This is a genomic window from Fusobacterium ulcerans (genome assembly GCF_003019675.1).
GTDB classification, from domain to species: Bacteria; Fusobacteriota; Fusobacteriia; order Fusobacteriales; family Fusobacteriaceae; genus Fusobacterium_A; species Fusobacterium_A ulcerans.
Window position 1 is genome coordinate 1,832,683 of sequence record NZ_CP028105.1, and the last position, 26,974, is coordinate 1,859,656.

25 protein-coding genes and 2 riboswitches are annotated in these 26,974 nt (G+C 30.7%); of the genes, 17 read left to right on the forward strand and 8 right to left on the reverse strand.

The window, feature by feature from the left end:
* The first annotated feature begins 4 nt into the window (after positions 1 to 4).
* From C4N20_RS08530 to C4N20_RS08560, 7 genes are all read left to right on the forward strand, one after another.
* Positions 5 to 928 (forward strand): sugar ABC transporter substrate-binding protein, encoded by a 924-nt coding sequence (locus C4N20_RS08530; protein WP_005979039.1) that lies wholly within the window; start codon positions 5 to 7, stop codon positions 926 to 928.
* Between the two features lie 92 nt (positions 929 to 1,020).
* Positions 1,021 to 1,443, forward strand: coding sequence for a HutP family protein (locus C4N20_RS08535; protein WP_005979041.1), 423 nt, complete (start codon positions 1,021 to 1,023; stop codon positions 1,441 to 1,443).
* Positions 1,444 to 1,701: 258 nt separating this feature from the next.
* Positions 1,702 to 2,673: an ABC transporter substrate-binding protein gene (locus tag C4N20_RS08540; protein WP_005979042.1), complete on the forward strand. Its 972-nt coding sequence runs from the start codon at positions 1,702 to 1,704 to the stop codon at positions 2,671 to 2,673.
* Between the two features lie 21 nt (positions 2,674 to 2,694).
* Complete coding sequence (locus C4N20_RS08545; RefSeq protein ID WP_005979044.1) at positions 2,695 to 3,585, forward strand: ABC transporter permease; 891 nt, start codon at positions 2,695 to 2,697, stop codon at positions 3,583 to 3,585.
* Entirely contained in the window at positions 3,551 to 4,327 is a 777-nt protein-coding gene (locus C4N20_RS08550) for an ABC transporter ATP-binding protein (RefSeq protein WP_005979046.1), read from the forward strand. Before C4N20_RS08545 ends, C4N20_RS08550 begins: the two co-directional genes overlap by 35 nt.
* A gap of 178 nt (positions 4,328 to 4,505) precedes the next feature.
* Positions 4,506 to 5,327, forward strand: coding sequence for an Mrp/NBP35 family ATP-binding protein (locus C4N20_RS08555; RefSeq protein WP_005979049.1), 822 nt, complete (start codon positions 4,506 to 4,508; stop codon positions 5,325 to 5,327).
* A 230-nt stretch (positions 5,328 to 5,557) separates the two neighbouring features.
* A complete protein-coding gene (locus C4N20_RS08560) occupies positions 5,558 to 6,415 on the forward strand; it encodes an endonuclease/exonuclease/phosphatase family protein (protein ID WP_005979051.1) in 858 nt (285 codons plus the stop codon).
* Positions 6,416 to 6,477: 62 nt separating this feature from the next.
* On the opposite strand, the gene C4N20_RS08565 is transcribed toward C4N20_RS08560, so the two are convergent.
* Positions 6,478 to 7,821 (reverse strand): Na+/H+ antiporter NhaC family protein, encoded by a 1,344-nt coding sequence (locus tag C4N20_RS08565; protein ID WP_005979053.1) that lies wholly within the window; start codon positions 7,819 to 7,821, stop codon positions 6,478 to 6,480.
* A 20-nt stretch (positions 7,822 to 7,841) separates the two neighbouring features.
* A complete protein-coding gene (gene megL / locus C4N20_RS08570; protein WP_005979055.1) occupies positions 7,842 to 9,029 on the reverse strand; it encodes a methionine gamma-lyase in 1,188 nt (395 codons plus the stop codon).
* 185 nt (positions 9,030 to 9,214) lie between these two features.
* Between megL and pdxR the strand changes: the two genes are divergently transcribed.
* Entirely contained in the window at positions 9,215 to 10,654 is a 1,440-nt protein-coding gene (gene pdxR, locus C4N20_RS08575) for a MocR-like pyridoxine biosynthesis transcription factor PdxR (protein ID WP_005979057.1), read from the forward strand.
* Between the two features lie 87 nt (positions 10,655 to 10,741).
* Here pdxR and C4N20_RS08580 read toward each other — a convergent pair whose 3' ends face one another.
* From C4N20_RS08580 to kdpF, 4 genes are read right to left on the reverse strand one after another with little or no spacing between them, the layout of a single operon-like run.
* Positions 10,742 to 11,311, reverse strand: coding sequence for a potassium-transporting ATPase subunit C (locus C4N20_RS08580; RefSeq protein ID WP_005979059.1), 570 nt, complete (start codon positions 11,309 to 11,311; stop codon positions 10,742 to 10,744).
* A gap of 18 nt (positions 11,312 to 11,329) precedes the next feature.
* A complete protein-coding gene (kdpB, locus tag C4N20_RS08585; RefSeq protein ID WP_005979061.1) occupies positions 11,330 to 13,384 on the reverse strand; it encodes a potassium-transporting ATPase subunit KdpB in 2,055 nt (684 codons plus the stop codon).
* Between the two features lie 6 nt (positions 13,385 to 13,390).
* Entirely contained in the window at positions 13,391 to 15,016 is a 1,626-nt protein-coding gene (kdpA, locus tag C4N20_RS08590) for a potassium-transporting ATPase subunit KdpA (RefSeq protein ID WP_005979063.1), read from the reverse strand.
* Between the two features lie 13 nt (positions 15,017 to 15,029).
* The gene (kdpF, locus tag C4N20_RS16845; RefSeq protein ID WP_081583132.1) at positions 15,030 to 15,107 is read right to left on the reverse strand and encodes a K(+)-transporting ATPase subunit F; all 78 of its coding nucleotides are present in this window, start codon (positions 15,105 to 15,107) and stop codon (positions 15,030 to 15,032) included.
* A 472-nt stretch (positions 15,108 to 15,579) separates the two neighbouring features.
* Positions 15,580 to 15,713: riboswitch (cyclic di-AMP (ydaO/yuaA leader) on the forward strand.
* 70 nt (positions 15,714 to 15,783) lie between these two features.
* Here kdpF and C4N20_RS08600 point away from each other — a divergent pair.
* Genes C4N20_RS08600 through C4N20_RS08615 form a run of 4 tightly spaced genes read left to right on the forward strand, consistent with a single transcriptional unit; the run spans position 15,784 to position 19,866 of the window.
* Complete coding sequence (locus C4N20_RS08600) at positions 15,784 to 17,649, forward strand: ATP-binding protein (RefSeq protein ID WP_231940492.1); 1,866 nt, start codon at positions 15,784 to 15,786, stop codon at positions 17,647 to 17,649.
* A 19-nt stretch (positions 17,650 to 17,668) separates the two neighbouring features.
* Positions 17,669 to 18,046 carry a response regulator gene (locus C4N20_RS08605; RefSeq protein ID WP_040490792.1) on the forward strand — a complete coding sequence of 126 codons (378 nt, stop codon included), beginning with the start codon at positions 17,669 to 17,671 and terminating at the stop codon, positions 18,044 to 18,046.
* On the forward strand, positions 18,043 to 18,714 hold the full coding sequence (locus C4N20_RS08610) for a sigma-54-dependent transcriptional regulator (protein WP_008698289.1): 672 nt from the start codon (positions 18,043 to 18,045) through the stop codon (positions 18,712 to 18,714). Before C4N20_RS08605 ends, C4N20_RS08610 begins: the two co-directional genes overlap by 4 nt.
* A gap of 9 nt (positions 18,715 to 18,723) precedes the next feature.
* Complete coding sequence (locus C4N20_RS08615) at positions 18,724 to 19,866, forward strand: universal stress protein (RefSeq protein WP_005979065.1); 1,143 nt, start codon at positions 18,724 to 18,726, stop codon at positions 19,864 to 19,866.
* Between the two features lie 63 nt (positions 19,867 to 19,929).
* On the opposite strand, the gene C4N20_RS08620 is transcribed toward C4N20_RS08615, so the two are convergent.
* Positions 19,930 to 20,763 (reverse strand): peptidoglycan DD-metalloendopeptidase family protein, encoded by an 834-nt coding sequence (locus C4N20_RS08620; RefSeq protein ID WP_040490796.1) that lies wholly within the window; start codon positions 20,761 to 20,763, stop codon positions 19,930 to 19,932.
* Positions 20,764 to 20,780: 17 nt separating this feature from the next.
* Positions 20,781 to 22,115, reverse strand: a complete 1,335-nt coding sequence (locus tag C4N20_RS08625) for an MATE family efflux transporter (RefSeq protein ID WP_005979069.1) — start codon at positions 22,113 to 22,115, stop codon at positions 20,781 to 20,783.
* A 171-nt stretch (positions 22,116 to 22,286) separates the two neighbouring features.
* A riboswitch (FMN riboswitch) is annotated at positions 22,287 to 22,404 on the forward strand.
* An 88-nt stretch (positions 22,405 to 22,492) separates the two neighbouring features.
* Between C4N20_RS08625 and ribH the strand changes: the two genes are divergently transcribed.
* The 5 genes from ribH (at position 22,493) to C4N20_RS08650 (ending at position 26,964) form a co-directional block, all read left to right on the forward strand.
* A complete protein-coding gene (gene ribH / locus C4N20_RS08630) occupies positions 22,493 to 22,954 on the forward strand; it encodes a 6,7-dimethyl-8-ribityllumazine synthase (RefSeq protein ID WP_005979071.1) in 462 nt (153 codons plus the stop codon).
* Between the two features lie 17 nt (positions 22,955 to 22,971).
* Positions 22,972 to 24,033: a bifunctional diaminohydroxyphosphoribosylaminopyrimidine deaminase/5-amino-6-(5-phosphoribosylamino)uracil reductase RibD gene (gene ribD, locus C4N20_RS08635; RefSeq protein WP_005979073.1), complete on the forward strand. Its 1,062-nt coding sequence runs from the start codon at positions 22,972 to 22,974 to the stop codon at positions 24,031 to 24,033.
* Between the two features lie 17 nt (positions 24,034 to 24,050).
* Entirely contained in the window at positions 24,051 to 24,698 is a 648-nt protein-coding gene (locus tag C4N20_RS08640) for a riboflavin synthase (protein ID WP_040490855.1), read from the forward strand.
* A gap of 17 nt (positions 24,699 to 24,715) precedes the next feature.
* A complete protein-coding gene (locus C4N20_RS08645; protein ID WP_005979077.1) occupies positions 24,716 to 25,909 on the forward strand; it encodes a bifunctional 3,4-dihydroxy-2-butanone-4-phosphate synthase/GTP cyclohydrolase II in 1,194 nt (397 codons plus the stop codon).
* A 113-nt stretch (positions 25,910 to 26,022) separates the two neighbouring features.
* Positions 26,023 to 26,964, forward strand: a complete 942-nt coding sequence (locus C4N20_RS08650; protein ID WP_005979079.1) for an RluA family pseudouridine synthase — start codon at positions 26,023 to 26,025, stop codon at positions 26,962 to 26,964.
* Positions 26,965 to 26,974 lie beyond the last annotated feature (10 nt).

Sequence of the window (26,974 nt, forward strand, 5' to 3'; positions counted from 1 at the left end):
GAAGATGAAAAAATTATTATTAGGTGCTTTATGTTTAGTAGTTGGTGCAACTGCTTTTGCAGCAGAAAAAGTTATTGGAGTGTCTTTACCTGGACCAGTAGGATATTTTATAGCAGTAAGAGATGGAATGGATACACAGGCTAAAAAAGAGGGATTAAAGTTGGAATATACTGATGCTAACTGGGATCCAATCAAACAGTTATCACAAATAGAAGATCTAGTAGCTAAAAAAGTAGATGTAATAGCAGTAGCAGCAGCAGATTCAGAAGCTATCAAAGGAGCAATTGCAATAGCTAATGAAGCAAAAATACCAGTTATAGCTTTTACAAATGCAATTGGAAGTGACGAAGATGGTAAGTATGATGGTGTAGTTACTTATGTTGGACAAAACGAAGTAAAAACAGGAGCTTTAACAGGGAAAATAGCTAAAAATTTATTAAAAAAAGATGACGCTAAAATAGTTCTTATAGAAGGAGTTCCAGGAACACCTCCTCAAAGAAACAGAAAAAAAGGACTTACTGAAGAAATAGCTGGAACAAAAATGGAAATTGTATATAATCAAACAAGCAGATGGGAAAAAGAAAGAGCTATGAAAATAGTTGAAGACCTTATCCAAAAAAATCAAAAGATGGATATAATAATAACTCAAGATGATAACTCAGCTATGGGTGCTGGAATGGCTTTACAAGAAGCTGGATTAAAAGATAAAATATATGTAATAGGACTTGGAGGAAGCAAGGAAGGGCTTGCAGCAATAAAAGATGGTCTTATTGATGGAACTACATATATGTCAGCAGTAGAAGAGGGAGCAAAAACTATAGAAGCAGCAGGAAAATTATTAAAAGGTGAAAAACTTGATCCTGTGACTCCTATGATTCAAGTGGAAGTAAATAAAGAAAATGTAAATAACTTTAAAGGTGAATGGTAAAATAATTTAGAAGGAAGTGCAAAATACTTTGTACTTCCTTCTTTTTTTGTGGTATGCTATATTTGTATATATGAAAATTGAGAGGTGTAAAAATGCAGTATAAAAGTAAAGATATAGCAAAAGCTTCAGTTATAATGGCTATGAGTTCAAGAGAGGAAGAAGCAGAACTTAAAATAAAATATTTAGATTCAGGAATAAAAACAGCTGCTGTAGATATAGGAGGAAATGTTGTAGATTCTATCTCTAAAATATTGGAGAGAGCTCTGGTAGCATCTAAAAGAAATGGAATAATATCAGAATCACATATATATGAAGGAGCTTTGACAGGAGCAACTAGAGAAGCTATAGCACAGATAATGGATAAAGCAGTTGGATTTAATGTAGGAGGAAAAATAGGAATTGCAAGATGTCAGGAACATCTTTCAGTATGTATTTTTCTTACAATAGGTATGTTCAGACTAGATGAAGTAGTAATAGGGCTTGGTCACAGAGCAGTACCAATAGATCACGAATAAAATAACGGTTGACAAAAGTGAGGATTTTTTATATAATCATCATTAATAAAATATGTAGAATTGTAGAATAGTAGAAATTGAAGAAGAAATGAAAAACAGTAGAGTAGAATTGTAGGATAGTAGGAAAATTTAATACTTTGTAGCAGAGTCACCTTATTTTTAAGGGGGATTTGTTGTATTATGTTTATTTTACCTTTTTACAATTTTATGTAAAAAGGTTTTTTTAATTTCCTCATCAATAATAATCAGGAGGAGAGAATGAAGATGAGAGTAGGACAGAGATTAATAATGATGGTGATAATGTTTTTAGTTATAGCAGGAGTAAAGAGTAATGCACAGGAAGGAAAAAAATTTAAAATAGGTATTTCACAATTTGCAGAACACCCAGCATTAGATGATGTTAGAAGAGGTTTTGAAGATGAATTAAAATCTTTAGGGGTAGAGGCAGATATAACATATAAAAACTCACAGGGAGATACTGGTGTAGCTGGAGTAATAGCACAGAAATTTGTATCAGATAAATCAGATCTTATTTTTGGAATAGCAACTGTATCAGCTCAGGCTGCTAAACAGTCAACTGATAAGATCCCAGTTCTTTTCAGTGCAGTAACAGATCCAGTAAATTCTCAACTAGTAAAAACAATGGATAAGGTAGGAGGAAATGTAACAGGAACTACTGATGCAACTCCTATGGAAAAACAGTTGGAACTGTTTAAGAAAATTAATCCTGAAATTAAAAGGATAGGAATAATATATAATACAAGTGAATCAAACTCAGAAATCCAAGTAGCAAATGCAAAAGAAATAGGAGCAAAATTGGGACTTGAAATAAGAGCTGTTGGTGTAAATAATATAAATGATATACCTCAGGCTGTAAATTCTCTAGTATCTAAAGTAGATGGATTTTACACTATCACAGATAATATAGTTGCTTCTGCTATAAATCTTATCTCTATGGCAGCTAATGAAAGAGGATTGGTAACAGTGGGAGCAGAGGAAGCTCATGTAAAAGGAGGAATACTTTTAACAGATGGGCTTAGCTACTATGAATTGGGAAGACAAACTGGCCGTATGGCTAAAGAAATACTTGTAGATGGAAAGAAACCAGAAGATATGCCAGTGGAAACATTGGCTAACACTACTAAAGTAGTAAATGAAAAAACAATGAAAAAACTTAAATTAAATAAAGAGCTTCCAGTTTTTGAAGGAGCAGAGTTTATAGAACAATAGGAAAAGAAAAAGGGGTAAAAAATGAATTCATTAATGACTATATCAATAGAACAGGGACTCATATTTGCAGTATTGGCAATGGGAGTATTTATAACATATAAAATATTGGATTTTCCTGACTTATCAGTTGAAGGAACATTTCCATTTGGAGCATTTATCTTTGCAAGATTTGCAACTTTAGGTCTTGATCCAGTGACAAGCACAATATTAGCATTTGCCTTTGGCACATTAGCTGGAGTGATAACATATTTTCTTCATATAAAAATGAAAATAGCTCCGATATTAGCTGGAATCCTTACAATGACTATACTTTATTCTGTAAATTTAAGAATAAATGGAAAAGCTAATATTCCTCTATATAATAGCCCATCTGTTTTCTCATTTGGAAATAAGATAGTAGTTCTTGTGATAATAGTCGTAATTATAAAAGTATTGATGGATATGTTTCTTAAAACAGAGATAGGATATCTTCTCATAGCAACTGGAGATAATGAAACACTTGTAAAATCTCTAGGTGTAAGCTGTGATAAATTTAAACTTTTAGGACTTATGCTTTCAAATGGACTTGTAGCTGTAAGTGGAGCTCTTATGGGACAGATACAGGGATTTGCAGATATAAATATGGGGACATCTATAATAGTTTCTGCACTTGCTTCTATAATAATAGGAGATACAATCCTTAAAAAATCTACAAAACTAAGAGGGACAACAAGGGCTATAATGGGAGCCATAAGTTATAAGATAATAGGTGGAGCAGCAATAGATTTAGGACTTGCTCCAACAGATTTGAAGGCTATCAGTGCAATAATAGTGATAATATTTATAGGATATAACAATGCATCATTCTTTAGTTTGAAAAAGAAGGGAGGAGAAGAGAATGCTGGAAATAAAAAACTTGTCAAAGAGCTTTAATAGTGGAACTGAAAATGAATTAAATATATTTGAAAATTTTAATCTTAATATAGAGGAAAGTGAATTTGTAGCAATACTGGGATCAAATGGGTGTGGAAAAAGTACTCTTTTTAATCTTATCAGTGGTTCATTAAAAGAGGATGCTGGAAGTATCTCTCTTGATGAAACATCAATAAATAATTTAAAAGAGGAAGATAGAGCATGGGGAATAGGAAAAGTTCACCAAGATCCATCAAAAGGAGTATCTCCTTCTCTTACTATATTGGAAAATCTTTCTTTGGCAGATAAAAAATGTGAAAAATTTTCTTTGAGAAATCTTATAAAAAAAGATAAAATAAAAAGATTTGTAGAGATTTTAAAAGAAGTGGATTTAGGACTTGAAAATAAACTGGATACTCAGGTAAAATTTCTTTCAGGAGGACAAAGACAGGCTCTTTCTCTTATTATGGCAACTCTTAAAAAGCCAAAACTTCTCCTTTTAGATGAACATACAGCAGCTCTTGATCCTAAGACATCAAAGGTAATAATGGAAAAAACAAAGCAGCTTATTGATAAGCAGCATATTACAGCTATGATGATATCTCATAATTTAAGAGATGCAGTGCAGTATGCTGACAGGATAATTATGTTGGATAAAGGAAGAGTTATCCTTGATGTAGAAAGTAAAAAAATAACTGAATCAGAACTTGCTAAAATCTATAATTCCAAGATAGAAAAGGAACAGATGAGAGCAGCAGGATAAAATAAAATCAAGTTTTAGAGTTTTTAAGTTAGAAATATTCTAGTGAAAAAGTTCTAAGACTTTTTTATTTGAAAAAATATTTTTATATCTTGACAAGTGTTTGATACTAATTGACAAAAAAGGATGTAAGTAGTATTATAATAGATAGTTTGGTAGAAAAATTTAGGGAGGGAATCAAATGTCAGATTGTAATACTTGTCCATCAGGAAGCAGTTGTACAAAAGATAAAGAGAGCTGTGGAATAGTAAATAATCCACACAATAACATAAAAAAAGTAATCGGAGTAATGAGTGGAAAAGGTGGAGTTGGAAAATCTACAGTAACAACTTTATTTGCAAAAGAACTTAGTAAATTGGGATACAAAGTTGGAATAATGGATGCAGATATAACTGGACCAAGCATTCCTAGATTAATGGGAATGAAAGATGAAAAGGCTATGGGAGATGGAGAAAGCATATATCCTGTAATGTCTAAAGAGGGAATAAAAGTTATTTCTCTTAACCTGTTAATAGATGATGAAAACGAGCCAGTAATCTGGAGAGGACCAGTAGTAGGGGGAGCTGTAAAACAGTTCTGGGAAGATGTAATATGGGGAGACCTTGACTTCCTGCTAATAGATATGCCGCCAGGAACAGGAGACGTAGCTTTGACAGTTATGCAGTCTACACCAGTTAATGGAGTAGTAATGGTATCTGTTCCTCAGGATATGGTATCTATGATAGTTGCAAAAGCTGTAAATATGACTAAGAAAATGAATATACCTGTACTAGGTGTAGTAGAAAATATGAGCTATATAGTTTGCCCAGGATGTGAAACTAAAATAAGCTTCAACGAAGAAAATGGAACTAACGATTTCTTAAATGAAATGGGACTTACTCTATTGGGAGAACTTCCTATGACTAGAGGAATAGCAGGGCTTACAAAAGGTAAAGAAGATGGAATAGGAGAATTATTCACACCTATTGCTATAAATATTATTAAAGAAATTGAAAAATTATAATAAATAATTATTTGGAAAAATGTGGATGGTTAATCAATGAGCTATTCACATTTTTTTATTGCTTTACACATTGAAATAGAACGAAACATATTAAAATAAAATAATAATTTCCGATTTTTTAATAATAAAAATAAAAAAACAGTTGAAATTTTAATTCATAAGTGTTACTATGAAGTTGGATATTGAATACAAAATATCCTGTTAAAAATTAAAAAAATAGGGGGATTAATATGAAAAAAGCATTAGCATTATTATTTGTAATTCTTTCTGTTGTATCTTTTGCAGAAACAAAAGTTTTATACAATAAGAAGATAACAAAAAATAATCCAAAGATGAAAATCATGACTTACAACATTGCAGCAGGGGCGAATAATTTCAAAGTAGATTTAAAGGTAACAGCAGAAACAATTAAAAAGGTAAATCCAGACATTGTTGCAATACAGGAAGTAGATAGAAATACTAATCGTAGTGGTAAAATAGATCAAGCTCAAATTCTAGCAGATCTTACTGGATATAATATGGTATTTGGAAAGACTATAGACCATGATGGTGGGGACTATGGAATAGCAATTTTATCTAAACATCCTATTTTGAGTCAGCAAAGTCTTATTTTACCTTCTTTCCCTAATGGAGATACAACAAGTCCTGGCTATGAACAAAGAATAGCTTTAATTACTCAAATAGAGGTTCCAGGATTTGAAGTGCCAATTACATTTATTAATACTCATTTAGACTGGCATGAAGATCCAGCAGTTCGTTTACAGCAAATAAGAACTATAAATGAAATAACTCTTGATATGAGAGGAATAAAAATATTAGCAGGAGATTTCAACGATACTGTTAATTCTGTAATAGGAAAAGAAATGGAAAGATATTGGGTGTCAGTTTTTGATGATAAGATAGATCACAGAACATGGCCAGCAGTAAATCCAGAAGTTGCAATTGATCAGATATATTTAAATAAAGCACAAGTGTGGGAAGCAAAAACATATGTGCCTAACAAAGAAAATGAAAAAGATGGAATTCAATGGAATAAAGTAAGTGATCATATTCCTGTAATTGTAGATTTAAAATTATTAGAACAATAATTAGTTGTAATAAAAGAAAAAGAGGGTGAAAATTATTTCACCCTCTTTTTGTATAATAATATTTAATTTGCTTTTACTTTATTTTTGTCTAATTTAGCAATGATTTTTTCATTGATAGAGAAGAATATGAATACTACTGTGAAGATGAACAATAATAATTGATACCATAATAGAGGTATGATGTCTAATGGAGAAACTTTTCCAGCTGTAAATCCTAAGAGGATAAGCATTTGAGCTCCATAAGGGATAAGTCCTTGGAATATACAAGAGAATATATCCAATATAGCAGCACTTTCTCTGAGATCAACATTATATTTTTGGCATATTTTTTTGGCAATAGAACCATTTATAATGATAGCAACAGTATTATTAGCAACTGCCATATCTGTTACTGCAACCAGAAGTCCAACACCAATTTTAGCACTTTTCTTACCAACTATTATTTTTTGTATCTGTTCAATCAACCATTGTATACCACCAGCTTTTGTAGACATAGTAGCCAGCCCTCCTGTCAATAATGAAAGAAGGAATATTTCATTCATACCTAGGAAACCATTGTATATTTCATTTGTTAAAGAAAGTAAAGTAAAGTCTCCATGAGCTAATCCAATTATTCCTGAAAGGAATATACCACTAGTAAGTACAACGAAAACGTTTATACCTGTGATAGCTAAGATTAGAACTACAAGATATGGTAATACTTTCAAGAAATTATATGCAAGAACTTCTATGTGAGGAACATGGTCAGGTTTTCCAAATACTAAGAGAAGAATAATTGTAATAATAGCAGCTGGAGCAGCTATGTACAAGTTTACTCTAAATTTATCTCTCATTTCTACACCTTGTGTTTTTGTTGCTGCAATAGTAGTATCAGATATAACAGAAAGGTTGTCCCCAAACATTGCTCCACCCATAACAGCAGCTAAGATAAGAGGAAGAGGAACTCCACTCTTTTCAGCCAGACCTACTGCAATTGGAGTAATAGAAACTATCGCTCCTACAGAAGTACCTGTAGCTGTAGATATAAAAGAAGCTATTATAAATAATCCTGCTGCTATATAGTGAGCTGGGATATAAGTAAGTCCCATATTAACAGTAGCATCTACTCCACCCATGGCTTTAGATACACCTGCAAAAGCTCCTGCAAGCAGATAAATTATACACATTGTAATTATATCCTGATGCCCACAACCTTCAAGGAAAGTATCGAATTTTTCTATGATACTTCCTTTGAATAATATGAAAGCAGCAATTATACCAACAAAAACAGCTACTGGTGCTGGCAATTGATAGAATGCCATTCCAACACCTTTCATTTGAAGCACTACTCCTGTTCCGAGGTAGATAGCAACAAATATTAGAAAGGGAATTAACCCTACAAAACTTGGTTTAGCTTTGTTCTCCATATAGACCTCCTATTGTATTTCTATATTTTGCTGAGACCGTATTCTAAATCTGCAATAATATCTTCGATATTTTCAAGACCAACTGATAATCTTACTAATCCATCAGTTATTCCAGCTTCCATTCTTTCCTCTTTAGTGTAAGGAGAGTGAGTCATAGAAGCAGGGTGTTGAATTAAAGTTTCAGTGTCTCCAAGAGATACAGCCAAAGAACATAGTTTTAAATTATTTAGAAGAATCTTTCCAGCTTCAAATCCACCTTTTAATTCAAAAGACATGATTCCGCCAAAAGCATCCATTTGTTTTGCTGCAATTTCGTGACCTGGGTGAGATTTAAGTCCAGGGAAATAAACTTCAGCAACTTTATCGTGAGCTTCTAAGAATTCAGCAACTTTTAGAGCATTTTCACAATGTTTTCTCATTCTTACTTCTAGAGTTTTCATTCCTCTGATTATCAAGTAAGCTTCCATAGGTCCTAAAACTGATCCTGTCATATCTTTTATTCCAACTAATCTTATTTGATCAACTAAATCTTTTCTAGAAATAACCATACCTGCAATAACGTCTCCATGTCCGTTTAGGTATTTTGTAGCTGAGTGAACAACTATATCTGCTCCCAATTCAAGAGGTCTTTGACAATAAGGAGTAGAGAATGTATTGTCAACAACAACTAAAGTATTTGGGTTAGTATGAGCTATCTCAGCTATTGCTTTAATATCAACTATTTTTAAGTTAGGGTTAGCTGGAGTTTCAAGATATACAGCTCTAGTATTAGGCTTCATAGCTTTTTTAACAGCTTCTCCATCAGCAGTATCAACAAAACTTACTTCGATTCCAAATCTTGATAATCCATGACTGAAGAAAGCGAAAGTACATCCATAAAGAGTTTTATCAGAAATAATATGATCTCCAGCTTTTAGGATAGTCCACATAACTGAAGAGATAGCTCCCATACCAGATGATGTAGCTACAGCTGCTTCACCAGATTCTAATTGAGCTATTTTATCTTCTAAAACAGTAGTTGTAGGATTTCCAAGTCTTGAGTATATATATCCTGGTTCTTCTAGTGCAAATCTTTTCCCACCTTGTTCTGCTGAATCAAATACGAAAGTAGAAGTTTGAAATATAGGCACAGCAAGTGTACCATAAGGGTTTTTACAGCTACCTCCATGAATACTTACAGTTCCAAATCCTGCTTTTTTGTTTTCCATAATTATTTCCTCCTTGAAAATGTTAATTAAATGATATAAATATATAATATGAGAATAAAACGCTTTGTTATAATACGATTTTATTATATAATATAAGAAAAATCAAACATTCAACCTTGAAAGTGTCTTATGACACTTTAAAAAATTATTATTAGGTCACCTCAAAATGGGAGGAAAATATTACTATGAATGAAAAAATCATTAGGAATACAGGAACCAATTTTTATACTCAGCTGTATGAACTATTGAAAGCAGAAATAGTTGCAAAAAAAATGAAACCTGATTCAAAGTTTTATTCTGTAAGACAAACAGTTATTAAGTTTGATGTAAATATCAATACAGTTTTGAGAGTCTACAGAATGCTTGAGGAGAATGGGTATATATATTCAATAAAAGGAAAGGGCTGCTTTGTAAAAGAGCACTCAGATTTCACTATAAGCGATAAAGTTATTCCTATTATGGAGAGCTTTAGATATGGACAGCAAAATGAACTTCCTGAGATAAATTTTTCAAATGGTACACCATCAAAAGATTTCTTTCCAGTAGAAGTGTATCAGAAACTTTCGGAAAAAGCAATAAAAGATTGTGGAAGAGAGCTATTTGGTTATCAACATGTACAGGGGCTGACAAGTTTAAGAGAAGTGCTGGCTGATTATCTTGAAAAAGATGATATCTTTGTAGAAAGGGAAGATATAATTATAACATCAGGAACACAGCAATCTTTGGATATAGTAGTAAAAGCTTTTGGATGCCACCCAGTAAAAACAGTGGTTATATCCAATCCTACTTATCCAAATGCTATAAATCTTTTAGGAGATATATGTAATGTAAAAACTATGGATCTTGAAAATGATGGCTGGGATATGGAAAAATTTGAAGAAATGATAAAAAAAGAAAAAATACATATGGTATATGTAGTTTCTAATTTTCAAAATCCAACTGGAATAGTGTGGTCAGATGAGAAGAAAAAGAAGCTTATTCAATTAGCAGAAGAATATGATTTTTATATAATAGAGGATGACTGCTTCTCTGAATTTTATTATGATGAAAATAAGGTTTATTCTATAAAAAGTATGGATAAGACTGGAGAAGAGAGAGTAATTTATATAAGAACATATTCAAAAATGTTTATGCCAGGAATAGCACTAGCTTTTATGATACCTCCTAGAAAATTTATGGAGAAGTTTGTATTGATAAAATATGGGCTTGATCCAAATACTCCAGGATTAAATCAGAAGATATTAGAATATTTTATAGCTGAAGGACATCTTGACAGACATTTAGAGGAATCAAAAAAGATTCTGGCAGTTAAGTTTCAAAAAATGCTGTCTCTATTATTGAAAATACCTCATATAAAAATAATAAATGTTCCAAGAGGAGGATTTTTTGTCTGGATAGAGCTGGCTGATTATATAGATGGAGAAAAATTTTATTATAAGTGCAAGTTGAGAGGATTATCAATACTTCCAGGAAGTATATTCTATTATAATAAGAGAAACTCATGTAAAATAAGAATCAGTTTTCTCTCTACAACTATGGAAGAAATAGAAACAGGAATGAGAATTATGGAAAATGTTCTTATAAATTGTGAAGGAACAAAGAAAATAGTAAAAGAAAAAATATAAAAATAAAACCCCCTCTGAAAGAAATTTTAATAAAACCAGAAGGGGTTTTTTATAAGATTATGAAAATTTATAAATGATATGAAAACATTATTTAAATAATTCCTCCAAAGCTATATTTAATTCTAAAACATTAATCATATCATTTTCTATATTATTTTTTACTAATTCTATAACTTTTTCTTTAGGAATATTATTTGCTTTAGAAATTCTCTCAACCTGTATCATAGCTCCTTGAATTGATATATTAGGATCAACACCTGAACCAGAAGAAGTTATCATTTCTATAGGAATTTCTTTTGTTTCTAAATTAGGATTTTTTTTAAGTAAAAGATCTATATTATTTTTAATATTTTCGTTGTATACAGGGTTGCTTAAAGCAAGATTTGTCCCACCAGAAGCAGGAAGTGTTTCAGCTTCTTCCTTAGAATCATATGTATTATAGTTATAAGCTGAAGGCCTTCCATGAAAATATTTGTCACTTGTGAAAAACTGTCCAATATATTTACTTCCTACAGCTTGGTTATTTTTATATATAATACTTCCATTTGCACTGTCTTTGAAAAAGGTTTGAGCAAATACATTAATTATAATTGTATAAAGTACAGCAATTATGAATAAAGAAATTGTAGTGTAAATACTTTTTTTTATCAATTCCATTTTATTTTCCTCCTATTATTACATTCCTAAAATTGAAAGGAATGGTGTGACGATTAAGTCAATAAATTTTATTCCTATAAATGGAGCAATAATTCCTCCCACTCCATATATACCTAGATTTTTTAATAACATTATTTGAACATTCATAGGTTTATACTTAACTCCTTTTAGAGCAATAGGAACTAAGAGAGGAATGATTACAGCGTTAAAAATTAATGCCGAAATTATTGCACTCATTGGAGAAGAAAGATGCATAATATTAAGTTTTTCCATTTGGGGAATAGCAGCTATAAACATAGCAGGAATAATAGCAAAATATTTTGCTACATCATTAGCTATACTGAATGTAGTTAAAGCCCCACGAGTTATTAATAATTGTTTACCTATTTCTACTACTTCAAGAATTTTTGTAGGGTTAGAATCTAAATCCACCATATTAGCAGCTTCTTTAGCAGCAATAGTACCGCTGTTCATCGCAATACCTACATCAGCTTGAGCAAGTGCAGGAGCATCATTAGTTCCATCACCTGTCATAGCTACCAATTTTCCTTGAGCCTGTTCTCTTTTTATAACTTCAATTTTTTCTTCTGGTGTACATTCAGCTACAAATTCATCTATTCCAGCTTCTTTAGCTATTGTTTCAGCAGTTAAAGGGTTGTCTCCAGTACACATAATAGTTTTGATTCCCATTTTTCTTATGTTATCAAATCTTTCTTTTAGCCCAGGTTTTACTGTATCTTTTAAGTAGATGACTCCATAGATTTTATTATCAACAGCAAGAACTAAAGGAGTTCCACCAAGTCTTGATATTCTATCAATTATATTATCAAGATCTTTAGGTATATCCCCATTTTGTTCATGGACAAATTTTTTGATTGAAGAGCCAGAACCTTTTCTAATTTTTTGACCATTTTCTAGATTTATTCCACTAGTTTTTGTTTGAGCACTAAATTCAATAAATTCAGCTTTATCAAAATCCTTTTCAGCTAAAATAATACCAAGTTTTTTACTTAATTCCACAATAGATCTTCCTTCTGGAGTCAGATCTTTTAATGAGGAAATGGCAGAATATTTTATCATTTCATCTTTTGGGATTCCAGTAACAGGGAAAAAGTCATCAGCAAGTCTGTTACCAAATGTAATAGTTCCTGTTTTATCTAAAATGATGGTATTAATATCTCCACATGTTTCTACAGCTTTACCAGACATTGCAATAACATTAAATTTATTTACTCTGTCCATACCAGCTATTCCTATTGCTGAAAGTAAACCACCAATGGTAGTAGGAATTAAGCATACAAGTAAAGCTATAAGTGTAGATAATGGAAGATGAACTCCAGCATATAATCCCATTGGAAACAGAGTTACAATAACTACTAAAAATATTAGTGTCAAACCAACAAGAACAGTATTTAGAGCAATTTCATTAGGAGTTTTCTTTCTTTCGGCTCCTTCCACAAGATTAATCATTTTATCAAGGAAAGATTCTCCACTTGAAACAGATATTTGAACTTTGATTTTATCACTTACTACACGAGTCCCTCCAGTGACAGAAGAGAAATCTCCCCCAGCCTCTTTTATTACTGGAGCAGATTCTCCAGTAATAGCAGATTCATCTACAGATGCTATTCCTTCAATAACAGTTCCATCATTAGGAATAAGTTCACCAGTATTTACAATGACAATATCTCCCTTTTTTAAAGAACCAGCATCTATTACTACTAGACTTCCATCTTCTTTCAAAAGATTTGCAGAAGTTTCTTTTCTAGTTTTTTTCAAACTGTCGGCTTGAGCTTTTCCTCTCCCTTCAGCAATGGATTCAGCAAAGTTTGCAAAGATTACAGTAACAAAAAGAATAAATGAAATTATACCATTAAATATTCTTAAATCAGCTTCATTTTCTGTAAATAATGAAGGATTTATAGTTAAAATTAAAGTAAGGAAAAAACCTATTTCAACAACAAATATAACTGGATTTTTAATTAAAATTCTAGGATCAAATTTTTTAAAAGATTCAATAAAAGCTTTATTTAATATTTCTTTAGAAATAGATTTAACTTGTTTTTTGCTCATAGTCAATTACCCCCAGATGCTCAAGTGCTCAGCAATAGGTCCTAAAGCCAAAGCTGGTAAAAATGTAAGAGCACCAATTATTAAAATTATAAAGAATAAAATAAAAGAAAAAGTTAAGTTGTCTGTTTTAAATGTAGAAGCATTAACAGGGACAGCTTGTTTTTTATAAAGTGAATATCCAACCATTAACATTAATATCATGCTTATATATCTTCCTAAAAGCATTACTATTCCAGTCATAATATTCCAAAATGCAGTTCCATCTCCAAGACCTTCAAATCCAGAGCCATTATTAGCAGCACTTGAAGTATATTCATAAAGTACTTGAGATATTCCATGAAATCCCGAATTTGTAATTCCAGAGATTCCTAAATCGTTAATCAGAGATATAGCACTAGGAACCAGTATTATAATTGGATGTATCAATATTAAAAATGTTATTATCTGCATTTCTTTGGCTTCAAGTTTTTTTCCAAAAAATTCAGGAGTTCTTCCAACCATAAGTCCACATAGGAAAACTCCAAACATCATATACATAAGGATATTCATAAATCCTACTCCCTTTCCTCCAAAGATACAATTTAGCATCATATTCCATAGAGGCATCATTCCACCTATTGGAGTCAAAGAGTCATGCATATTATTAACGCTTCCTGTTGTAAAGGATGTTGTTATATCTGTAAATAATATAGAGGCTATAAGCCCAAATCTCATCTCTTTACCTTCCATATTAATACCATTTAATCCATATTTAGAGAATATTGGAACGCCCTGTTTTTCAAAGTGGTATAACATGAAGAAAGAAAAAAGAAATAAAGCAAATATTGGTAAAAATATAAACCAAACTTGTTTTTTATTTTTGGCAGCCATTCCAAAACCTATAATAGTAGCTCCTGGAATAATCATCATACACATCATTTCAATATAGTTTGTATACAAAGAAATATTTTCAAAAGGGTGTGATGAATTGGCAGAAAATATTCCTCCTCCATTTGTTCCTAGATGTTTTATTGCTTCCCAAGCAGCCGAAGGTCCTAAGGTAAGTACTTGATATTGTCCTTCAAGTGTTTTTACTACTGCTTGAGTATTAAAAGTTTGAGGAATACCTAAGATAACCAATATAATTGCTGCAATGATTGAGAGAGGAAGTAAAAGTCTAGTTATAGATTTTACTAAATCCTCAAAGAAATTACCTAATCTGATTTTTAATATTCCTCTAATAATTGCCATTGACACAGCAAGTCCACTTGCTGCTGATGTGAACATTAGATTTATTAAGGCTAATCTTGACATTGTTCCATTTAACCATTCACCAGAATAATGCTGTAAATTTGTATTTGTCATAAAACTTACTGCGGTATTAAAAGCTAATGATGGAGAAGAACCATCTAATGCAAGAATAATATATGTTAAAATAAGCATTGTTAAATTGACTCCTAAAAAAGCTCCAATATAAGTTTTAATATTCATATTCTGATTTTTGGTAATCTTAAAAATAAATTTTTCTATTTTTGAAAAAAAAGATTCAAAAATTGTTTCTTCATGCAAAATTAATTTAGATATATGTTTTCCTACAGGAACTATTAATAAAATAAAAACAATAAGAAAAATAAATACATCAAATAGTGACATCTAAAATCCCTCCCTAAAATTTTTCTGGTTTGAATAAAGCATAAAATAAATAACAAAATAAAAAAAATACAACTATTCCCAAAATTATCATTTTGAAATCCTCCTATTATTTAAAAATTTAAAATATTTTAAAAATAGTATTTTTTATATTGAAAATACTATTTTTTTAACAAAAATTGACCAAATTAAAACTGCTGTTAATGCTTAAAATATTTTGAGATTTAAAAAACTAAAAATCTCAAAATATAAAAAAATATTAAGACAAAAAGAGCAGTAGGCAATAAAGAAAATAATTTTATCATATTATAAAACACCTCCAATACAAAATTTAGAATAAAAATAATAATGGTGAAAAATTATTTTTATTTACAAAGAGGTTTCACAGCTATGGATATTACCATTAATTTTTCATAAAAGTCAATAGTTTTTTTATATTTTTTTTTCTTAATTTTTTGCTATACTATAAAAGCAGAGTGAAAAAAAAGCAGAGTGAAAATTTTTTTGTGCAAAAGTACTTGACTTTTATTTTATTTAGGAGTATTATCTGAAAATGAAAATTGAATAATACCAAATCGCTTAGTTTATTTTATTAAATAAAGCGGGGGAACCATTATTTTGGGGCGTATTTCCACTAGGAATAGGATACTTTTCAATCCGAGCCCGTCAGCTAACCTCGTCAGCGTTGAAAAGAGCCTGGGTTTGTTTATTTACAACACCATGACTTTTTTGTTGTGGTGTTTTTTTAGTTTCAAATTACAAAGAGGTAAATGGTGAAAGAGATGAAAGCAGGTATTAAAAGTGTTAAATCAAGAGTTTTTTTAATTTTCATTACAGCTTTGGGAATTTTTACTTTGAACAGTTTATGGGCTATTTTTAATTTTAATATTTTAAACAATTCAATCGAGGGGATATTGGATTCAAATTACAAAAGTATAGTGGCTGCCCAAAATATGACAACATCAGTTGAAAGGCAGGATAGTTTGCAGTTATCTTATATTTTTACACGAGATAAAAAATATATAGCAGATTTTACAAAAAATGAATCACAATTTTATAATTTCTTAAAAAATGCTCAAGATAATGTGACAGAAATTGGAGAAAAAGAAATAGTAGATAAGCTTGGAAATTCTTATGAAGAATATATAAAAAAGTTTTATATTTTTATGAAAATAGAAAATACAGAGGAACAGAGAAATTTTTATTTTAAAGAAATATTTCCCAGATTTGAAAAAATAAAAAATATTTCTAAAAAACTTTTAGAAATTAATCAGGACTCTATGGTGAAAAAAAGATATGAAGCAGGGAAAATAGCAGCTAAAGCTACTCTCTTTACAACAATAATAGCAGTAGTTACAATTCTTTTAGGAATGTTGATAATTATTTATCTTGTTAAAAAGATTTTAAAACAATTTCAAATCTTTATTGAAAAAATAGAAGAAATATCGAAAGAAAATTATTCTCAAAGAATACCTACAAACTTAGATAAAGAATTTAATGAATTAGGAATTGCTTTTAATCAAATGGCAGAAAAATTAAATGATTACAAGAATATAAATATAAAAAAAATAATGACAGAAAAAAGTAAAGCAGAAGCAATTGTTGAGAGCATAAGTGATGGAATAATTGTAACAGATAAGGAAAATAAAATACTTCTTATCAATAATGCTGCTGAAAAACTTTTAAATGTAGAGGAATCAGAATTGCTGGATAAATCATTTTTAACAGCAATTCCAAATAGAAAAATATATGACAGTATTACAGAAGTTAAAAACAATAATGATATAAAATCTACTTTTAAGCAATTAGAAATATCTTTAAACTCCAATGTAGAGAAAAATATTTACTGTAGAGTTTTTATAAATTCCATAATTGGAAAAAATAAAGAAAATTTAGGGATAGTAACTTTGTTGCAGGATATAACAAAACTAAAAGAAATAGATCAGATGAAATCAGATTTTGTGTCAACAGTTTCACATGAATTCAGAACTCCTCTAACTTCTATGGGAATGGCTGTAGAGTTATTGGGAGATGGTTCTGTGGGAACAATAAATGAAACACAGAAAGAACTTTTAAAAGTAATAAAAGAGGATAATGAAAGATTAAATTTCCTTATTAGAGATCTTTTAGATTTATCAAGGTTGGAATCTGGAAAAACTCACATGAAATTTGAAGAATGCAGTATTAAAAAAATTGTGGAAACAGCAGTAAATTCTTTAAAAAACTTTTCTGAAAATAGAAATGTTAAAATAGAAATCAGAAATATAAAAGATTCATTTTTAGTTTTTGCTGATTTGAATAAGATTTTATTAGTTTTGACTAACCTTCTAACCAATGCTATAAAATATAAAAGTGAGGAAAGGGAAGGGAATATAATAGTAGAAGCGTTTAAGAAAGGAAAAAATATAGTTGTTTCTGTAAAAGATAATGGTAAGGGAATTCCAGAGGAATATAAAGAGAAAATATTTAATAAATTTATACAAGTTAAAATTTCTAATGATGGAAAAATAGAAGGAACAGGATTAGGACTTTCTATATGTAAAGAAATTATAAAAGCTCATGGAGGAGAAATATGGGTTGATAGTGTTTTAAATAAAGGAAGTATTTTTTATTTTTCATTAAAAAGTGTAGATTAATATAAAGAACAGGAGAAAAATGTCAAAAAAAATTCTTGTTATAGATGATGAAAAAAATATTTTATTAACTTTAAATTTAATTTTAAGAAATGAGGGTTACGATGTTTTAGTAGCTTCAGATAGTTTAGATGGAGTGATAAAAGCTGGAGAATTAAAACCTGATTTGATATTGTTAGATATATGCCTGCCAAGAGTGGATGGATATTCTGTATGCAGATCATTGAGGTGTGATGTTGATATTGATAAAATACCAATAGTATTTATGAGTTCAAAAAATCAGGAAGAAGATATAAAGGAAGCTTTTGATTCAGGGGGAAATGACTATTTATTAAAACCTTTTACAAAAGAAAAACTATTAGATATTGTTGAGAAAAACATATCAAAAGGAGAAAAATGAAAAAGAAAATATTAATTACAGATGATGAAAAAAATATAAGAACCACTTTAAATTACTGCCTTTCAGCTGAAGGGTTTGAAATAGAAACTGCATCTAATGGCAGCGAGGCATTGGAACTGCTTTTAGAACAGGGAAAAAGTTATGATTTAATATTACTGGATATTAAAATGCCAGATATAAGTGGAATGGAAGTATTGAGAAAGTTGAGGGGAGCAGATAATAAAACTAATATTATTATGATGACTGCATATGGAACTATAAAAGAAGCAGTAGAAGCAATGAAATTAAATGCTATTGACTTTATAAGTAAACCATTCACTCCTGAGCAGATAAGAGTATTAGTAAAGAAAGTATTTTCAAGAGAGGAATTAGAGGAAGAGAAGCTTGAAACTTATGAAGATTATATAGAATATGCAAAATTAAATATAATTGGAAAAAAATTTGAAAAAGGAGAAAGTCTTTTAAAAATAGCTATTGGAAAAAATGTTAATTCCCCAGAAGCACATAATTTATTAGGAGTAATAGCAGAATGTAAAGGAAAGATAGGAGAAGCTCAGAAACAATATAGAGCTGCTTTAGCTTTAGATTCTTCATATGAGCCTGCTGCATGTAATCTTGAAAGAATAACTGAAATGGATTATTCTAATGAAAATATAAAGTTGGGATAGGGATAGGATATGGATGAAGGAAAAAGATTAACCCCAGAAGAAGCATTGAAAATATATAATAAAGAAAAGAATGGAAAACTTAAAATATATCTTGGTTATTCTCCTGGAGTAGGAAAAACTTATACAATGCTCAGAGAAGCAAATATAAGAGCAAGAAGAGGGGAAGATATTTGTATAGGATATATTGAACCTCATGATAGAAAAGCTACAACAGAGCAAATAGGAATATTAGAAGAAATTCCTCCTTTAGAAATAGAATATTGTGGAAAAAGATATAAAGAAGTAGATGTAGAAGGTATAAAAAAAAGAAAACCTGCAACAGTTCTTGTAGATGAACTTGCTCACACTAATATAAAAGGAAGTAAAAATAAAAAAAGATATGAAGATATATTAGAAATACTTGGAGCAGGAATAAATGTTCATACGACTATGAATATACAACATCTTGAAAGTTTAAATGATACAATACACATAATAACAGGTATAGTAGTAAGAGAAACCATTCCTGATAAAATAATAAATATTGCTAATGAAGTGGAAGTTATAGATATTTCATTTACAAGTCTTGAAGAGAGGCTTAAAAGAGGAGAAATATATAATTTTCAAACAGTTCCCAATGCATTAAAAAATTTTTTTAGACAGGGAAATTTAAATGCATTAAGAGAAATAGCATTAAGACAGATAGCTCAAGAGGTTGATAATAATCTAATTGAATACATGAAAGATAAAAAGATAACAACTAATTGGCATACTACAGAAAGAGTTTTAGTGTCAATATCATCAAGCCCTAAAGCAGGAAGGGTAGTTAGATATGGTGCGAGAATAGCTCAAAGATATAAATGTGAATTTTATGTTATATCAATTGAAACTACTGGAATTTTAAAAAAAGGATTCACAGAAGAGGAATGGAAAGTAATAGAGGAACATGAGAATCTAGCTAAAACTTTAGGAGCAGAAGTTGTAAGATTAAAAGGAAAGGATATTGTCAAAGAGATATTAAAATTTTCTTCAGAAAAGAGAATAACTCAGATAGTCTTAGGACATAGTAAAAGAAGCAGATTAACTACTTTTTTTAGAGGGTCAGTTATAAATAAAATAATAGAAAATTCAAAAGGAGCAGAGATAAGAATAGTTCCTTGGGAAAATATGTAAAACTTCCTTTATAATAGACAGAGAAAAGTGAGAAAGATGTTTATTATAAAGGAAGTTTATTTTTTATTTTTCCAATACTGGAGAATCAATGAAAAGGTATGGATTTACAAAAGTTGTTCCAACACTGATTGTAAAATGCAGATGAGGTCCAGTAGTAAAACCTGTATTTCCACTTTTTCCAATTATATCCCCTTTTTTTACTGTATCTCCCTCTTTTACATTTAAAACACTCATATGAGCATAGCTTGAAAATACATTCATTCCATGGTCAATAACAAGAGTATTTCCAGTAGAAGTAAGCTCTTTTGCAAGAACTACCTTTCCAGAATTTGATGCTTTTAAAGGAGTTCCTACAGAAACAGGAAAATCAATACCTGAATGATATCCCACTACCTTATTATTTACAAATCTCATAGCACCAAAGGGGCTGCTGATTTTACTTTGTACAGGAAGGATAAAATTACTGTCCCAAAGTTTTTTTACAGCTGGGCTTTTCTTAGCTTCTGCTACAAAATTAGTCATAACCTTCATATTCTTTTCAGAACGTTTTTCTGACATAGTTTTAGAAACTGTGATATAGCTTTTTTTAAAATTTCCATCAAGAACTTTTACAGTTTTAGAAAAAACTTCATTGTCCCCTTCAGATATTTTTACAGTATACACACCTTCAGGAGTAGAATAATGTACAGGAATAAGAGCCACTTTTTTTCCATCTTCATCAAAGCTTTTTATTTTTATATAAGAATTTTTAAAAGTGATTTTGTAGTCTTTATCAGCAGGATATTCAATATAGAAAAACCCTCCCTGATTGACTTTATCACTTGAAAATACAATATTTTCTGAAGCAGAAGTTAAAATAGTCAAAGTAAGAAACATAAACAATAGTAATTTTTTCATCTTCATCTCCTTTATTTTTAAGCAGAAGCTTCTATATAATTTGTAACAATGATTTTCTTCATAAATGGAATAGTCAGTATAGCTGTCATAAAATCTGCAAAAGGCAGAGCAAGCCAAATACCATTTACTCCTACTAATTTTGGAAGAATAACCAAACCTATAAACACGAAAAGAAAACTTCTAGACATACATATTACATTAGAAAACATAGGTCTGTCAACTGCCTGAAGATAGGCAATGTTTACAAAATTGAATCCAAGAAATGAAAGAGCTACGGAATAAAGAATAAATCCTTTAGCTGATTCAACAACAAGAGGTGCATCATGAGTAAAAATTCTTACTACTGGAGTAGCAAGGAGAATAATTATAAACAGAGAGCCTATTGAAGCTATAAAAGTTATTTTATGAGCAAAGATAAGCATTTTTTTTACTCTTTCCAAATTTGATCTTCCATAGTTAAAACTTACTATTGGCTGTATTCCTTGAGAAAGACCTGTGAAAAGCATTCTAAAGAACATAAAGCTATATGAAATTATTCCATAAGCAGAAGCTCCAAATACTCCTATTGCATTCATAAATGCTATATTGAGAAGAACTGTAATTACAGCAACTGCAAATTCTAAGACAAATGAAGGAAATCCTATTGAAAGAAGTTTCTTTAAAAGAAAGAAATCTATATTTTTTAAAGAAAGATCGAGCTTAAATGTAGAACCAATAAAGTGTTTGCAAAGATATATAGCGGAAACTATCTGACTTATGGCAGTAGCATAAGCTCCCCCCTCAATTCCCAGATTAAATTTAAAGATAAATAAATAATCCAAAACAATATTCATTCCAGCACCTAATAAAGTAGAGACCATTGCTCTCCTTGGAGCATTGTCATTTCTTACAACTGCATTCAATGACATAGACATCATAAGAAAGAAAGTAGCTACTGTACATGGGTACATATATCCTTTTATCATAGGAAGAAGTTTTTCATTTGCTCCCATTGCCATCATCAAAGGATTGGTAAATAAAAATATCATACTTGCTACTATTATATATACAAAAATATTTAGAAGAATTATATGAGAGAAACATTTATTCTGGTATTTTATATCACCTTTCTTAAATGCAATAAGAGTAGCTCCTCCTATTCCAAACATCAGACTAAGGGCAACAGTAAAGTTAATGATAGGATATCCGATATTTACAGCAGCAATTCCATCACTTCCTACTCCTCTTGTAATAAAGACACCATCAGCAATAGTATAAAGAGATGTCACTATCATGCTGATAGTAGAAGGAACAGCAAAACTAAAAAAAAGTTTTGATATCTTTCCAGTCTCCAGATTTAAATTTTGTTTCATTTTTTCACCTTCCAAATATTAATCAAATTTATATGAACAATACATATCATACACTATAAATAAAAATTTTCAATAGAATTTAAGGGAAAATTTTAAAAAACACTGGAAATATCTAGTTGACAAAAATAGAAAGCAGCTTTATACTATTTATGTAGAGAAATTAAATAAAAAAATTATCTTCAGGGCAGGGTGTGATTCCCGACCGGCGGTAAAAGTCCGCGAAGACCTTTGGTCTTGATTTGGTGCAACTCCAAAACCGACAGTATAGTCTGGATGGAAGAAGAGGAAAGAAATCTTTTTTGATTGTCTTTTTTATGCTTTTACAGCCTGGAGTTTATCTGGGCTTTTTTATTTGTCCTGAATCACAAGGAGGAAAAATGAAAGTATTAGAAGGAAATTATGCAGGTAGAGGGTTAAGAGTTGGAATTGTAGCAGCAAGATTTAATGAGTTCATCACATCTAAATTAATAGGTGGAGCAGAAGATGCACTAGTTAGACATGAAGTTGCAAAAGATGATATTGAATTAGCTTGGGTACCTGGAGCATTTGAAATTCCTTTAGCAGCAAAGAAAATGGCAGAATCAGGGAGATATGATGCTGTAATTACTCTAGGAGCAGTAATTAAAGGATCAACACCGCATTTTGATTACGTTTGTGCAGAAGTTTCTAAAGGAGTAGCTACTGTAAGTCTTCAAAGTAATATACCAGTAATATTTGGTGTACTTACTACAAACACTATAGAAGAAGCTATCCAAAGAGCTGGAACAAAAGCAGGAAATAAAGGATTTGATGCTGGAGTTACAGCTATTGAAATGGTAAACTTACTAAAGGGGATGTAATCATGGATAAGAAGTACATGGAGAGGGCATTGGAACTTGCTGCTCTGGGAGAGGGAAATGTAAATCCTAATCCTATGGTAGGAGCAGTAGTAGTAAAAGATGGAAAAATCTTAGGGGAAGGATATCATAGAAAATATGGTGGACCTCATGCAGAAGTTTTTGCTCTGGAAGAAGCTGGAGAAAAAGCTAAGGGAGCAACTATCTATGTTACTTTAGAACCATGTTCTCATTATGGAAAAACTCCTCCATGTGCCAAAAAAATAATAGATATGGGGATAAAAAGATGCGTTATCGCATCTTTAGACCCTAATCCGCTAGTATCTGGAAGAGGTATAAAAATGATGACAGATGCTGGGATTGAAGTAATTACTGGCATCATGGAAAAAGAAGCTTTAGAACTCAATAGAGTTTTTATGAAATATATATCAACAAAGACGCCATATCTATTTTTGAAATGTGGTATAACATTAGATGGAAAAATAGCCAGCAGAACAGGAAATTCAAAATGGATAACTAACGAACTGGCGAGAGAAAAAGTACAAAGACTGAGAAATAAATATATGGGAATAATGGTAGGAATAAATACAGTTCTTGCAGATGACCCAAGTCTTACAGCTAGAATAGAAAATGGAAGAAATCCATATAGAATAGTAATAGACCCATTTTTAGATATTCCTTTAGATTCAAAGTTTGTAAATTTTGAAGATGGAAAAAGTATTCTGGTTACTTCATATAATAATGTAGAAAAAGAAAAAATATCTCTTTTAAAAAATAAAAATGTAAATGTGATTTTTTTAGAAGGGACAAATTTTAAAATATGTGATATATTAAAAAAAGTTGGTGAAACAGGAATAGATGCAGTTCTTTTAGAAGGTGGAAGTTTCCTAATATCAAGAGCTTTTGCTGAAAAAGCTATAGATGGCGGAGAGATATTTATTGCTCCAAAGATACTTGGAGATGGTGAAGCGGTACCTTTTATAAAGGGATTTACCTGTGAAAATATTTCTGATGGATTTCAGCTGGAAAATGTTAAAATAAATAATTATGGAAATAATGTATCGATGGAATTTTACAGATAGAGAGGAGAGTGAGTTCTATTTTTACAGGACTTGTAGAAGAGATGGGAGAAGTCCTTGCTATTGAAAATGGTGAGAAATCTCTTAAAATAAAAATAAAATGTAAAAAAGTCTTAGATAAAAGTAAGATTGGAGATAGTATAGCAACAAATGGAACTTGTCTTACTGCTGTTGAAATAGGAGAGAATTATTTTACTGCTGACTGTATGTATGAAACAGTAAAAAGAACTAATCTGAAAAGACTTAAAGCAGGGGATAAAGTAAATCTTGAAAAATCTATCACATTGGCAACTCCTCTTGGAGGACATCTTGTAACAGGAGATGTAGACTGTGAAGGAACTATTGCTTCAATAGCTTCTGAAGGAATAGCAAAGATATATGAGATAGAGATAGACAGACAATATATGAAATATGTAGTGGAAAAAGGAAGAGTAACTTTAGATGGAGCAAGTCTGACAGTTATGAGAATGACAGACAGTAGTCTGAGTGTATCTCTTATACCACATACACAGGAAATGGTAACATTAGGAAGTAAAAATATAGGAGATCATATAAATGTAGAAACTGATCTCATAGGAAAATATGTAGAAAGACTGCTTAATTTTTCTGGTGAAGATAAAAAAGAAGGAATACTTACAAGAGAGTTTCTCTTGGAAAATGGATTTTAGAGGAGAGTGAATTAAGAATGTTAGATAGAATAGAAGATGCTCTGGAAGACCTAAGAGCTGGTAAATCAATAATTGTAGTAGATGATGAAAATCGTGAAAATGAAGGAGATATAATCTGTGCAGCAGAGTTTGCAACATTGGAAAATGTAAATCTTATGGCAGCTCATGCAAGAGGGCTTATCTGTATGCCTATGTCACAAGAATATATAGAAAAATTAGACCTGCCTCAAATGTGCAGTGACAATACTGATAACCATTGTACAGCTTTCACTGTGTCTATCGACCATGTGGACACAACAACTGGAATATCAGCATATGAACGTGGAATTACAGCTATGAAAGTAGTTGAGGAAGGAGCAAAACCAAAAGATTTCAGAAGACCTGGACATATGTTTCCTCTTAGAGCAAAAGAAGGAGGAGTTCTTGTAAGAAATGGACATACAGAAGCAACTGTAGATCTTATGGTACTTGCAGGACTTAAACCAGTAGGATTATGCTGTGAAATAATGAAAGAAGATGGAATGATGGCAAGAATGGACGATCTTCAAGAATTTGCTAAAAAATTCAATCTTAAAATGATATCTATAGAAGATCTTCAAAAATATAGAAGAAAAAATGAAAAACTTATGGAAATATCTGTAAAAGCAAAAATGCCAACAGCTCAAGGAGAATTTGAAATAGTTGGTTTTGATAATAAACTTGATGATAAGGAACATATTGCTCTTATAAAAGGAGATTTAGAAGGAAAAGAAGATGTTCTTATAAGAATCCATTCAGAATGTTTCACAGGAGATATTCTAGGATCATTGAGATGTGACTGCGGTTCTCAATTGAAAAGAGCTATGAAGAGAGTAGATGAAGAGGGAGAGGGAGCTGTTCTTTATTTAAGACAGGAAGGAAGAGGAATTGGACTTCTTAATAAACTTAGAGCTTATACTCTTCAAGATAATGGAGCAGATACTGTAGAGGCAAATGTAAAACTTGGATTTGATCCAGATATGAGAGATTATTCTATAGCAGCTCAAATGATAAAAGCTCTTGGAATAAAATCAGTAAGAATAATGACAAACAACCCTGAAAAAATTAAAGGGCTGGAAGAATATGGAATAAAAGTAACTGGAAGAGAAGCTATTGAGACAGGATTTAATCCATCAAATGAAAGATATATGAAAACTAAAAAAGAAAAAATGGGTCATATACTTCACATCTAATCTAAGAAAATAAAGTGTTTTGGGAAATGAGTTCACCATTTAAAGAAATGGACTCATTTCTTTTTTTTCTAATAAATGCTATAATTAAAAAAAATAAAAAGTGTGGAGAAATTATGGAAAATATTAAAGAAACTATAACTGTATATGCTGATGAAAATGATAAAGGAAAGAGAATAGACAGTTTTTTGAATGAAGTCATAGATGATGCAACAAGATCCTATATTCAGAAAATAATTGATGGTGGATATGTGGAGATAACTGGAAAGAAAGTTACTAAGAGCGGAAATAAACTCAAAGGAACAGAAACAATTACAGTAAATATTCCAGAAGATGAAATTCTTGATGTGATACCAGAAAATATCCCTCTTAATATAATATATGAAGATAAAGATATAGTTGTTATAAATAAAGCACCTGATATGGTAGTGCATCCTGCACATGGAAATTATAATGGAACCCTTGTGAATGCTCTGTTGTATCATATAAAAGATCTCTCTACTATCAATGGAGTGATAAGACCTGGAATTGTTCACAGGCTGGATAAGGATACAAGTGGAGTCATAGTGGTAGCTAAAAATGATGAAGCTCACTCGACTCTTTCAGATATGTTTAAGGAAAAAACTTTGGAAAAAACATATATCTGTATAGCAAAGGGAATATTTAAAGATAAATCTGGAAGGATAGAAACTCTTATAGGAAGAGATTCAAGAGATAGAAAAAAAATGGCGGTAGTAGATATAAATGGAAAAAATGCTATTTCAAATTATGAAATATTAGATGAAGAGAAAAATTTCTCTCTTGTAAAAGTGAGAATAGAAACTGGAAGAACACATCAGATAAGAGTTCATATGAAATATCTTAATCATCCAATACTGGGAGATTCTGTATATGGAAGCAGTGGTGAAGGAGCCAAGAGACAAATGCTTCATGCGTATAGATTAAAATTTACCCATCCTGTAACAAAAAAAGAGATGGAAGTTACAGCAGATATACCAGAGGATTTTAAAAAGGCAGCAAAATTTGCTGGAGTAAATATAGATAAAATAAATTTCTAAAGAAGGACTG

Coding starts and splice junctions, on each gene's coding strand:
- kdpB (WP_005979061.1), bottom strand. CDS start 13,384: ATGAGCAAAAAACAAGTTAAATCTATTTCTAAAGAAATATTAAATAAA.
- C4N20_RS08615 (WP_005979065.1), top strand. CDS start 18,724: ATGGATGAAGGAAAAAGATTAACCCCAGAAGAAGCATTGAAAATATAT.
- C4N20_RS08600 (WP_231940492.1), top strand. CDS start 15,784: ATGGTGAAAGAGATGAAAGCAGGTATTAAAAGTGTTAAATCAAGAGTT.
- C4N20_RS08620 (WP_040490796.1), bottom strand. CDS start 20,763: ATGAAAAAATTACTATTGTTTATGTTTCTTACTTTGACTATTTTAACT.
- C4N20_RS08555 (WP_005979049.1), top strand. CDS start 4,506: ATGTCAGATTGTAATACTTGTCCATCAGGAAGCAGTTGTACAAAAGAT.
- C4N20_RS08545 (WP_005979044.1), top strand. CDS start 2,695: ATGAATTCATTAATGACTATATCAATAGAACAGGGACTCATATTTGCA.
- C4N20_RS08610 (WP_008698289.1), top strand. CDS start 18,043: ATGAAAAAGAAAATATTAATTACAGATGATGAAAAAAATATAAGAACC.
- kdpF (WP_081583132.1), bottom strand. CDS start 15,107: ATGATAATTTTGGGAATAGTTGTATTTTTTTTATTTTGTTATTTATTT.
- C4N20_RS08625 (WP_005979069.1), bottom strand. CDS start 22,115: ATGAAACAAAATTTAAATCTGGAGACTGGAAAGATATCAAAACTTTTT.
- C4N20_RS08550 (WP_005979046.1), top strand. CDS start 3,551: ATGCTGGAAATAAAAAACTTGTCAAAGAGCTTTAATAGTGGAACTGAA.
- C4N20_RS08650 (WP_005979079.1), top strand. CDS start 26,023: ATGGAAAATATTAAAGAAACTATAACTGTATATGCTGATGAAAATGAT.
- C4N20_RS08560 (WP_005979051.1), top strand. CDS start 5,558: ATGAAAAAAGCATTAGCATTATTATTTGTAATTCTTTCTGTTGTATCT.
- C4N20_RS08530 (WP_005979039.1), top strand. CDS start 5: ATGAAAAAATTATTATTAGGTGCTTTATGTTTAGTAGTTGGTGCAACT.
- C4N20_RS08535 (WP_005979041.1), top strand. CDS start 1,021: ATGCAGTATAAAAGTAAAGATATAGCAAAAGCTTCAGTTATAATGGCT.
- C4N20_RS08645 (WP_005979077.1), top strand. CDS start 24,716: ATGTTAGATAGAATAGAAGATGCTCTGGAAGACCTAAGAGCTGGTAAA.
- pdxR (WP_005979057.1), top strand. CDS start 9,215: ATGAATGAAAAAATCATTAGGAATACAGGAACCAATTTTTATACTCAG.
- C4N20_RS08605 (WP_040490792.1), top strand. CDS start 17,669: ATGTCAAAAAAAATTCTTGTTATAGATGATGAAAAAAATATTTTATTA.
- C4N20_RS08580 (WP_005979059.1), bottom strand. CDS start 11,311: ATGGAATTGATAAAAAAAAGTATTTACACTACAATTTCTTTATTCATA.
- C4N20_RS08540 (WP_005979042.1), top strand. CDS start 1,702: ATGAAGATGAGAGTAGGACAGAGATTAATAATGATGGTGATAATGTTT.
- ribD (WP_005979073.1), top strand. CDS start 22,972: ATGGAGAGGGCATTGGAACTTGCTGCTCTGGGAGAGGGAAATGTAAAT.
- kdpA (WP_005979063.1), bottom strand. CDS start 15,016: ATGTCACTATTTGATGTATTTATTTTTCTTATTGTTTTTATTTTATTA.
- C4N20_RS08565 (WP_005979053.1), bottom strand. CDS start 7,821: ATGGAGAACAAAGCTAAACCAAGTTTTGTAGGGTTAATTCCCTTTCTA.
- megL (WP_005979055.1), bottom strand. CDS start 9,029: ATGGAAAACAAAAAAGCAGGATTTGGAACTGTAAGTATTCATGGAGGT.
- ribH (WP_005979071.1), top strand. CDS start 22,493: ATGAAAGTATTAGAAGGAAATTATGCAGGTAGAGGGTTAAGAGTTGGA.